10 protein-coding genes and 3 pseudogenes are annotated in these 9,343 nt (G+C 56.7%); 8 read left to right on the top strand and 5 right to left on the bottom strand.

Going from position 1 to position 9,343, the window contains the following annotated elements:
* A partial coding sequence (locus GGQ85_RS20175) for an esterase/lipase family protein (protein ID WP_309776002.1) occupies positions 1 to 768 on the bottom strand: 768 nt, incomplete at its 3' end.
* A gap of 344 nt (positions 769 to 1,112) precedes the next feature.
* Between GGQ85_RS20175 and GGQ85_RS20170 the strand changes: the two are divergent.
* The 3 genes and pseudogenes from GGQ85_RS20170 to GGQ85_RS20160 all read left to right on the top strand — a co-directional run.
* Positions 1,113 to 1,229 (top strand): annotated as a pseudogene (locus tag GGQ85_RS20170) (integrase catalytic domain-containing protein); the annotation flags it as partial.
* Positions 1,205 to 1,576 (top strand): hypothetical protein, encoded by a 372-nt coding sequence (locus GGQ85_RS20165; RefSeq protein WP_309776005.1) that lies wholly within the window; start codon positions 1,205 to 1,207, stop codon positions 1,574 to 1,576. The pseudogene GGQ85_RS20170 and the gene GGQ85_RS20165, both read left to right, overlap by 25 nt.
* Positions 1,561 to 1,785, top strand: a pseudogene (locus GGQ85_RS20160) (ATP-binding protein); the annotation flags it as partial. The gene GGQ85_RS20165 and the pseudogene GGQ85_RS20160, both read left to right, overlap by 16 nt.
* Before the next feature lie 91 nt (positions 1,786 to 1,876).
* On the opposite strand, the gene GGQ85_RS20155 reads toward GGQ85_RS20160, so the two are convergent.
* A complete protein-coding gene (locus tag GGQ85_RS20155) occupies positions 1,877 to 2,644 on the bottom strand; it encodes an NYN domain-containing protein (RefSeq protein WP_309776001.1) in 768 nt (255 codons plus the stop codon).
* Positions 2,645 to 3,924: 1,280 nt separating this feature from the next.
* Here GGQ85_RS20155 and GGQ85_RS20150 point away from each other — a divergent pair.
* The 3 genes from GGQ85_RS20150 (at position 3,925) to GGQ85_RS20140 (ending at position 6,625) form a co-directional block, all read left to right on the top strand.
* Positions 3,925 to 4,326: an integrase core domain-containing protein gene (locus tag GGQ85_RS20150; RefSeq protein ID WP_309776000.1), complete on the top strand. Its 402-nt coding sequence runs from the start codon at positions 3,925 to 3,927 to the stop codon at positions 4,324 to 4,326.
* Between the two features lie 945 nt (positions 4,327 to 5,271).
* Complete coding sequence (locus GGQ85_RS20145) at positions 5,272 to 5,454, top strand: hypothetical protein (protein ID WP_309775999.1); 183 nt, start codon at positions 5,272 to 5,274, stop codon at positions 5,452 to 5,454.
* Between the two features lie 586 nt (positions 5,455 to 6,040).
* Positions 6,041 to 6,625, top strand: coding sequence for a hypothetical protein (locus GGQ85_RS20140; RefSeq protein ID WP_309775998.1), 585 nt, complete (start codon positions 6,041 to 6,043; stop codon positions 6,623 to 6,625).
* Positions 6,626 to 6,779: 154 nt separating this feature from the next.
* Here the strand turns inward: GGQ85_RS20140 and GGQ85_RS20135 are convergent, their stop codons facing one another.
* The 3 genes and pseudogenes from GGQ85_RS20135 to GGQ85_RS20125 form a co-directional block, all read right to left on the bottom strand.
* Positions 6,780 to 6,923: a hypothetical protein gene (locus tag GGQ85_RS20135; RefSeq protein WP_309775997.1), complete on the bottom strand. Its 144-nt coding sequence runs from the start codon at positions 6,921 to 6,923 to the stop codon at positions 6,780 to 6,782.
* A 63-nt stretch (positions 6,924 to 6,986) separates the two neighbouring features.
* A complete protein-coding gene (locus GGQ85_RS20130) occupies positions 6,987 to 7,376 on the bottom strand; it encodes a tetratricopeptide repeat-containing protein (RefSeq protein WP_309776003.1) in 390 nt (129 codons plus the stop codon).
* Between the two features lie 106 nt (positions 7,377 to 7,482).
* A pseudogene (locus tag GGQ85_RS20125) lies at positions 7,483 to 7,920 on the bottom strand (IS3 family transposase); the annotation flags it as partial.
* A gap of 210 nt (positions 7,921 to 8,130) precedes the next feature.
* Between GGQ85_RS20125 and GGQ85_RS20120 the strand changes: the two are divergent.
* Together GGQ85_RS20120 and GGQ85_RS21045 are read left to right on the top strand one after the other, a co-directional pair.
* Entirely contained in the window at positions 8,131 to 8,253 is a 123-nt protein-coding gene (locus GGQ85_RS20120; protein WP_309776004.1) for a hypothetical protein, read from the top strand.
* Between the two features lie 610 nt (positions 8,254 to 8,863).
* On the top strand, positions 8,864 to 9,196 hold the full coding sequence (locus GGQ85_RS21045; protein WP_374708942.1) for an integrase core domain-containing protein: 333 nt from the start codon (positions 8,864 to 8,866) through the stop codon (positions 9,194 to 9,196).
* Positions 9,197 to 9,343: the final 147 nt, after the last annotated feature.

The following is a 9,343-nucleotide window of genomic DNA, read 5'->3' as shown; positions in this document are numbered from 1 at the left end:
AGGGAAAAGCGCGCTTCGCGAGCGGCCTCTGCCGCGCCCAGACTGGCCTGCTTTTACTCCGCCTCCGTGGCTTGGTTTTGCTCCGCCGTTGACAATCAACGTCTGTGCGGATTGGTCTCCGACTATCGACAACTCAATTGATTGACTTTCGATCAGTTCGTCGATCGTAGAATTTAGTGATTGGTACAATTGCGATTTTCTGTCTGACAGCTTTACCAAATCGACGTGGTTCGCTTGAAGCGCGACGGGGTCGCATCCCAAGACATTTGGATTGGCGGTAACCTGATCAACGACAAGCACGCCCTTGTAATGTTCGACTTCGTAAAACGATGAAATCTGAAGCTTCGTTTGAGGAGCCCAATTCCGGAACCATTCGCTCAGATCGATAAGAGCGCTATGCGCGTAGCTTAAATCTTTCATCTGCTGCGAGGCTGCAATCGACAGTGCTGAGTTTATCGATTTGGCGAGTTGGGCCCCTTGGTGTGGAGTTCCGACGAAAACGACACCTAGAGTTTCTGCGATTACTCTCTTGCGGCGCGCGCTCGAGGCCTCGCTGGCTTTTCTCAGCATTTGCTTCGCAATGAGTCCGCCGAGACTATGCGTGATGAACAAGACGGGCTTGATCCGGGTCTTGCGGCTGACAACCCGCTCCAGCAGCATCGTGGAAATGTCGATTAAATTGGCGCCCGCACCATTGAGAACACCGGCAAAAAAATGCGTATCGTAACCGGCAGTATATACGTTGATTGCCGCGTAATCTTCGGCCAAAATTGTCCATTGGCATGCGTCCAAGTTTGGAAGCAATCTCCATTTAGTCCGTGAATGAAGATTACGTCGAAAAGCGCATCGTTGGATGGGCTCCTGTGCTGGCCGTCAATGAACTCAAATCGAGTGTCGGACATCAGCGCCTTGGAAACAATGCGTCGCACAAATAGATGGTGGGGCGTAACTGAACGATATCGTATAGCTTGGGTGAGCGGAAGACATCAAGGTTGCGGCGAACACATTATTGATGGCGCTCGATCCGGACGCCCCGAAAGGTATCGATAGGATTGAGATTTGGGTCGGCTGTGCCCGCCAGGTTCATCTCTTGGTTCGATCGCAACAGGCACAGGCGCGGCAAGCCGAATATGATCGTCTCCGACCACGGCACGGAGTTCACATCGAACGCAATACTTGCTTGGTCGAAGGATCATCGCGTCGAATGGCACTACATTGCGCCGGGCAAGCGCTCGTGGAAGTCCGCCGTCTTGAGGGCCTGGTACGCCGGACAATCGGGGTGCTGTCGCAGGACGCGCAGAGCCCCACTGCTCGAATTATGGAGGACGAGGCCGCCACGCTTGTCGGACGCGCCAGTGTCGCGCTGGCGGATACCGAGACAGAGCGCTCGCGGCAGGAGACAGAGCAGGACATCAGGGCGATCGAGCACGCCAGTAAGAACTTCCACAAGATCGAGAAGGAGGGACGCGAGCGCATCGCTATCCGCGCGAGACGCAGGAGATGGTGTTCGACGCCCATGATCGGGCGTTCGCACTGTTCAAGGGGGCCTGCAGGCGCGGCATCTACGACAATATGAAGAATGAAGACAGCGGTCGAGACGAACCTCAGCGCATCGTCGGCGACTTGCTCACGGCCGAGATCAGCGACAAGCAGGCAAGATCGATCAAGTACCAGCTCACCATTGCCAAGCTTCCCCTCGCCAAGGACATTGCTGACTTCCAGTTCGACGGCACGCCGATCAACCAGACACTCGTCAATGATCTCGCCGGCGGCGGCTTTATCGCCCTTTGAAGTTCGCCAGACGTAACGCGCAGCAAAGCTTCGGTCGTGACGCACGGGGTAGTCCAGAAAACATTTGCTCCGGGGCGACTTCTTTTCATGTCGCAATCTTAGTGGTGGCCTTCGATTTCGAAGTTGATCCGGCGGTGGACTTTATGCGAATGCGCATGGAGGCCCCTTTGGGATGATCGATTTCGAATGAATTTGTCCTTCGCACCAGATCGCTTAGCTTGCGAAAGCCGAAGGTTCTGGGATCGAAGTCGGAAGCTAGGTTAGCAAGCTGTTTTCCGACTTCCCCCAGAGGCACCCACCCGTCTTCGCTTTCCATCTGTGTAATGATCTTCTTAATGATGGGGGTGGCTGCAGCGGGGGGCTGAAGTGGCTTTAAAGTTGAGCCGGCATCTTGACTGTTAGCAGCACCGGTAAGCAGGTTCTCGGTGTACACGAACTTTCGACAGGCTTGTCGAAAGCTCTCCGGCGTTTTCTGCTCACCGAAACCAAAAACATCGACGCCTTGCTCGCGGATGCGGGCGGCAAGGCGGGTAAAGTCGCTGTCCGAGGAAACCAGACAAAATCCATCGAACCGGCCGCTATGAAGTAGGTCCATTGCATCGATCACCAACGTGATGTCCGATGCATTCTTTCCGGTGGTGTAGGAAAACTGCTGTTGAGGTATAATGGCGTGTTTTGATAACGTATCGGCCCAGCCTTTAGAACGAGGATTAGAGAAGTCGCCATAGATACGGCGAACGCTTGCTTCCCCGATCTTCGCAATCTCTTCGAACAATCCATCCACGATCTTCGCAGAAGCATTATCCGCATCGATTAGAACAGCGAGGTGAGGCGAGCGAAGTTCAGAAGGCATCACATATCCCCAACATAGACAGATATAAGCAGAAATGTTGGGAGACGACGATGGTGTTGGCCAGCCAGCCAATTGGGGCGGGTTTCTGGTCCGTCGAAAAAGTGACGCCTCGTTACCGTCATGATGATCGCGCGCCTGGTTTCTGAGTTCGGGTGTGAGACGGTTGGATGGTCCTACCTTGGGCTATGGGAGCCATGGTTTCGTTGATGCGCCGCTGCTGAGCGTACTTGATCGCTCCGCTCACGTCATCCGGACATTCTTCGGCCCAGCATAGGCCTAACGGCAGGGGGCCGGGCCGGATGCAAAATTCGGCCAGGCAGATCGCTGCCTGAACGTTGCGAGCGAGTATCGGCGTCGAGCCAAAACGGCGAAAGCTTATTACCGTCACAGCGGTCTAAGCAAGTTTCGCCCGGGAAGGCGTTCTACCTTTGCACCTTGCTAAGGCTGAATTATAGATACGACCGGTTTGGTTTCGCCGCCGAGCCGCTAATGCGCAAGCCGCCAGATTGATGTCCGATATTGGGGCTGAACCGGACGTGAGGCGGACATGCCGGTTTGTCGCAATTGACCCAGAACCGGCTTGACGCCGTCTGCATAGTCCGGGTTCGCGGCGGCTGATTGCTCTGCAACCGGGGCGAAGGCTCGGCCCCACGAGAATAGTTCACGACCAATACTGTTGACGCATATAGGGTACCTGTCCCTACCGCAAACCATATCCGGCTGGTAGTTGATTGAGAATCGGGTGATGCTGTTGCGTGATGTTGGACCTGTGCAGACTGATCTGGCGGATGTTCACGGATCTTTTCCGGTCGAGAGCTTCGCTTGAGGCCGCGATTTTGGTATTGAGGCGACAAATCAATGTGCTTCGGCGAGGGGCGCTTCGCAAGCTTGCGTTCAACCTCATTGACCGATTGATTTTCATTGGCCTTTATCGGTTGTTCCCTCAGACCTGTCGTGCGCTTGCGATCGTTAAGCCGGACCCTTTTATAAGATGGCACCGCGCGGGCTTCCGATCGTATTGCCGCTGGCAATCGCGACGCCGCTGCGGCCGACACAACGGTGTCGTTGGAAATTCGCCGGCTGATCCGCGAGATGAGCCTCGCCAACCCGTTGTGGGGAGCGCCGAGAATCCATGGTGAGTTGCTCAAGCTTGGCATCGAGATCGGCCAGACCAGCGTCGCCAAGTATCAAGTATATAGCGCGGAGGAGGGCCCTCCGTCACAAGGAGGAGGGCTTTCCTTCGTAACCATGCTGATGGTATCGCGGCGATGGACCTTTTCTTGGTTCCGACAATCTCGTTCCGACTGCTCTATGGGTTGCTGATCATGGGCCACGGCCGGCGGCAGATCCTGTGGTTTGGGGTGACCGCGCATCCAACGGCCGAATGGATCGCCAATCAACTGACGGAGGCGTGTGGCTGGGAGCAGGCCCCTCGTTACCTGATCCGGGACCGCGATCGAGCTTATGGCGAGATATTTATCCGCCGCGTTCGATCCATCGGCATTCGAGATCGTCCGACGTCTCCTCGCTCACCGTGGCAAAATGCGTATGCTGAACGGCTGATCGGATCGATCCGCAGGGAATGCGTTGATCATATCGTGGTTTTCGGCGAACGCCATCTGCGCCACGTGCTGCTCTCGTACATGAGTTTTACAACGGCACGCGCACCCATTTGTCATTGAACAAGGACGCGCCGATGTCACGCGCCGCCGAGACAGCTGGACCCATTATCCGTCGACCGATTCTGGGCGGACTGCACCATCAATATGTTCGGAGTTAATTTGCGATAAGGACAGCCACTTCGACTTGAATGGCGAGGCCAGGAAAGCCAGAACGAAACAGAACAGCCCGATCATTCCACCAGCTTAGGCGATTCCATCACATCATCAACTCGGATGAGGTTTTCGGCACACACAGGTCAGTATTGCGCGCGATTTTGCAGGTCAGCCCAGCTCGCTGAGTGGCGGCTCCCCTTGTTCATCGGCCATCTTGATGCAGTGTTCGGCAATCTCTCCCTGACCTGATGTGCCACGGCGTCGATTGCGCCGCACCATCAGATCGTTGGAGCACCGCGCCGCCAAGCCGCTCAGATGCGCGAGAACGATCCCGGCAATGCTGTCGATGGCTTCATCGAAATCCTCCCGGCGCAGCAGCTCCCGCGAAGTTGCAGCATCTCGGTTTTGACCCTGACGTGATCGGCGTCTGCCTCACTGCGCGGTGACTGTCGCCTCTCGCGCCGCAAGTATCGGATGTAGGTGGTCTGCCCCCTGAAAAGTAATGCCCGGATTTGATAGGCGGTAGGCACAACCGCTTCCGGAAGCAGCTGTCAAAGCTCTCGGATTGAAACCCGGCGACTTCACGCACGGGTGACTGACTTCAAGCGAACTTCCGAGGCGCCCGAGTTCCGTCTCCAGGGCTCGGTTCAGGGAATCCTCTTGGTGTGTGGTTGAACTGCGAACAGACGTCGAGCGATGAGCTCACGGGAACCCGTGACCCAGAATAGGCTCTTGCAAACGTCCCGCGCCAGGATGCAAACTGTGAGGACTTAAAAGGTGTTTACGTCTGCTGTTCCGGCGCCCAATTGGTGATCACGATCGTCGTGCGCGGAACGAAAGGAGAGTGACGCCATGCGAGAAATCGAAATCCACGACTATGCGCGGCAATTGCTCGAAGCACACGGCGCTAAAGCCATTGCGGAAGCCGCTCAGAACGCCATTGACCTCGAAAGGAATGGCGATGTCGATCTGGCCAAAGCCTGGCGCCGTATCGAATACGCCATGAAGCTTATGCGCGGGCCGCACCAAAGCTGAGCGCTCGACACGCCGTCTCAGCCCCTTACGCGCTCCACAATATCAAACACGAGATTTAGCAACTCGTTGGATGAGTCGCATAGGCCGTCAGGCGGGACGAGCTTTGCCCAACGCCGAGCTTCGCTTTCAATAGATGAGTGCCGCCGTTACCAGGGCGTGCGCCGTCTGATCTCGCGCAGGAAGCGCTCGAGCAGAGTGCTGGTGCGGATGGGCCGCCAGGGCTCGTCAGGAAAGGCGCAGGTCGGCGAGCGTCTCCTCGACCGGCGCCTCTACGGTTCTCCCTGTCGGAAACCTAATCCGGCTGGCAACTGAGGCCGAATCGCGCAATGCTTCGGCCTTATGAGAGGAGCTTGCAGCCTGGTCTGGTTGGCGCTGGATTGTTCCGGTCGCGGGCCTCGCTGGAAGCCGAGATATTGATCCTTCGTCATCAGCTTTAACAGGCAATTGACTCAGCCGTGCTGACTTTTTTGAAGGTCGACAGAGTCAAGGATGCTCTTCAATTGATCGCCGATCCGCCGGCAGTTCTTCGACAGCCGCGCACCTCTCAACTATCATGCCGGGGCTTAGATGAACCCGAGGTGCCGCAATGCCTGAAGTTCAAATGGACCATTCTCCCAAAAATGTACTGCTATTCAGCGGCCACATGATCGACGCCCCTGATCGAAAGACGCCGCGTTTTCCAGCTGACATGGCGCGCACGGCCGCCGCCGCGATTGCCCAAACGCTGGACGAAATAGGTGCTACCAGAGGTGATCTTTCCATTTCCGGAGGGGCATGCGGTGGTGATTTGCTGTTTGACGAGGCGTGTATCGCTCGCGGCATGGTGCTTGAACTCTACATCCCATTTGATGAGGCGACCTTCCTTGCCAACTCGGTCGATTTCGCGGACGGCGATTGGCGCGACCGCTATTTTAGCGTCAAATCGAAGGCGACGCTGCACATCGCGCCCGATGAACTAGGCCCACTGTCCCAAGGCGAGAATGCCTATGAGCGCAACAATCAATGGATGCTGGCCGCGGCGGCTCGATTTGGCGGCGACAGGCTTGCCTTCATCTGCCTGTGGAATGGCCAGGGTGGCGACGGCCCAGGCGGCGCGCAGCATCTGATGGAAGAAGCGCGTCGCAAGACATCGAGGGTCCATTGGCTTGATACCAGAAAGCTTTGGGATTGAAGGGTTGGCCTGATGTGCGTCACGGCATGAACAGCTATTCTCGCCTTGGAACCTCGCAACGTCGACTTGAATGACAGCATCGCGTGATGAGACGAACTTTCGAACCGTGTCGCGGCCGATCGGGCGGCTGGATCCCAAGTGATTTTTCCTTGATCTAAGGCGGCAGCAGCTTCGCAAGCTCGTCAAGTTGCGAGAGCAGGGTAGCCCCGTTCCATTTCGCCTGGTTGTCGCCCAGACGTTTGCGTTCTTTGTCGAGGATATCGATCTTCAGCTTCTCCGCCTCGGCTTTCCGGCCCAATCCGAACACGGCTTCAACTTTCGTCGCCTCGATCCAGAAGAGGTCGTCACTGTCGGCCTGCTGCTAGTCCGCCGGGACGGCCTTCAACAGTTGATCGCAAATCGACAATACATCATTTCGGATCCGCTTTGCCAGCCCATGGTCGACCAACGCGTCGTCGCTGGCGCTCTGCGAGGCGCGAAGGTCGAGCATGAAGGCGTAGATGATACCGTTGTAGAAGTCGTTCTTGATGTAACAGCCACGTCCATAGGCCTTGACCGATTCATTGAGATCGCCCCGATTTTTGGTCTGAGCCCAGAGCCGTTTATGGATGGCGCCCCACAGTCCAATCATTTCCGCCTCGCTGGAGGTCTGCGGAGCGAGCTTGCTCAGAATGCCCTGCGCCTTGATTAGCGCAGCCTTCTTGTCCGGCTGTTCGAACTTGTAGGTCGCAAGCGCGAGCTGTTGAAGGATGTAGGGATCGTCAGGCTACCGCCCAATCGTCGGCCGCAGCAGCCTGGCTTTTTGCCGCACGAAAGCCCACCAGTAGTTCGGCAAAGCTCTTCTTCTCAGTCGGAGTCTCCGCGCCGTTGTCGGAGCGGATGTGTTCGGGGGCACCCCTGGTGAGCATCACGTCGGCCATCGTCTCGATAGCGCCGAAGCTGTTGATGCGACGCGCCACGGATGGCCAGGCATTCCCGAGCGAACTCATCAATCAGAGTCATCAGGCGGAGCTTGCGACCGTCATGGGTCTGCGCCTCTACAAAATCGTAGCTCCAGACATGATTGCGGTGCTCAACCGGATGCAGGATCCGTCATTCAGCCAGAGCCGGCCTCGTGGCTTTTGTTTCCTGGGCACTTTCAGCCCCTCGCGGCGCCAGATCCGCTGAACGCGATCACAGCCGACCTGCCACCCCGCCTGGGTCAGCAGCAACGTGATCCGACGATAGCCATAATGTCCATACCGAGACGAATCCTTGAGCTCTCTGACGAGCCCGCCAAGCGCTGACTGACTATCCACATCCCATCCCATACAATGATACATTTGTAGGAATGTACAGACTTGCGAGACATCCTTTCTCTTGAGCCTCATAGGCAGGAAGGATGATCGGAATGCACAAGTTTCGGCGAGATGTGGACCACAAGCTGCGGGTGCTCCAGCATGGTCTGCCCCCTGAAAAGTGGTCCTCCCTGAATTAGGCTATCAGCCGTTAGAGAGGACATTGGAATGCCCCAGAAGAAGCACAAGGCGGAAGAGATCGTCGCGAAGCTGCGCCAGGTCGATGTTCTGCTTTCACAAGGCAGATCGGTTGGCTGTCCCTACCGCAAACCGTATCCGCCTGGTAGTTGATTGATAATCGGCTGATGCTGTCGCGTAATGTTGGACCTGTGCAGACTGATGGCGGATGTTCACGGATCTTTTCCAGTCGCGAGCTACGCTTGAGGCCGAGATTTTGGTATTGCGGCAACAAATCAATGTGCTTCGGCGAGGGGCGCCTCGCAAGCTTGCCTTCAGCCTCATTGACCGATTGATTTTCATTGGCCTTTACCGGTTGTTCCCTCAGACCTGTCGTGCGCTTGCGATCGTTAAGCCGGACACGATTATAAGATGGCACCGCGCGGGCTTCCGATCGTTGGCGCTGGAAATCGCGGCGCCGCTGCGGCCGACCAACGGTGCCGTTGGAAATTCGCCAGCTGATCCGCGAGATGAGCCTCGCCAACCCGTTGTGGGGTGCGCCGAGAATCCATGGTGAGCTTCTCAAGCTTGGTATCGAGATCGGCCAGATCAGCGTCGCCAAGTATATGGCGCGGAGGAGGGCCCCTCCGTCACAAGGATGGTAGGCGTTCCTTCGTAACCATGCTGACGGTATCGCGGCGATGGACCTTTTCGTGGTTCCGACAATCTCGTTCCGACTGCTCTATGGGTTGCTGATCATGGGCCGCGGCCGGCGGCAGATCCTGTGGTTGGGGTGACCGCGCATCCAACGGCCGAATGGATCGCCAATCAACTGACGGAGGCGTGTGGCTGGGAGCAAATCCCAAGTTACCTGATCCGGAACCGCGATGGAGCTTATGGCGAGATATTTATCCGCCGCGTTCGATCCATCGGCATTCGAGATCGTCCGACGTCTCCTCGCTCACCGTGGCAAAATGCGTATGCTGAACGGCTGATCGGATCGATCCGCAGGGAATGCGTTGATCATATCGTGGTATTCTGCGAGCGCCATCTGCGCCACGTGCTGCTCTCGTACATGAGTGTTACTACAACGGCACGCGCACCCATTTGTCATTGAACAAGGACGCGCCGATATCACGTGCCGTCGAGACGGTCGGACGCATTCTCTGTGACCTGAGACCCTGAACTTCCTCCAGAATTGGGTAGAGTCCGTCGATCACGGAGACGGACGATGCGAGCCTCGCGGTTCACTGAGGAACAGATC

Source organism: Nitrobacter vulgaris, from assembly GCF_031453995.1.
Lineage (GTDB): Bacteria > Pseudomonadota > Alphaproteobacteria > Rhizobiales > Xanthobacteraceae > Nitrobacter > Nitrobacter vulgaris.
This window is presented reverse-complemented; position numbering and strand designations above follow the sequence as displayed.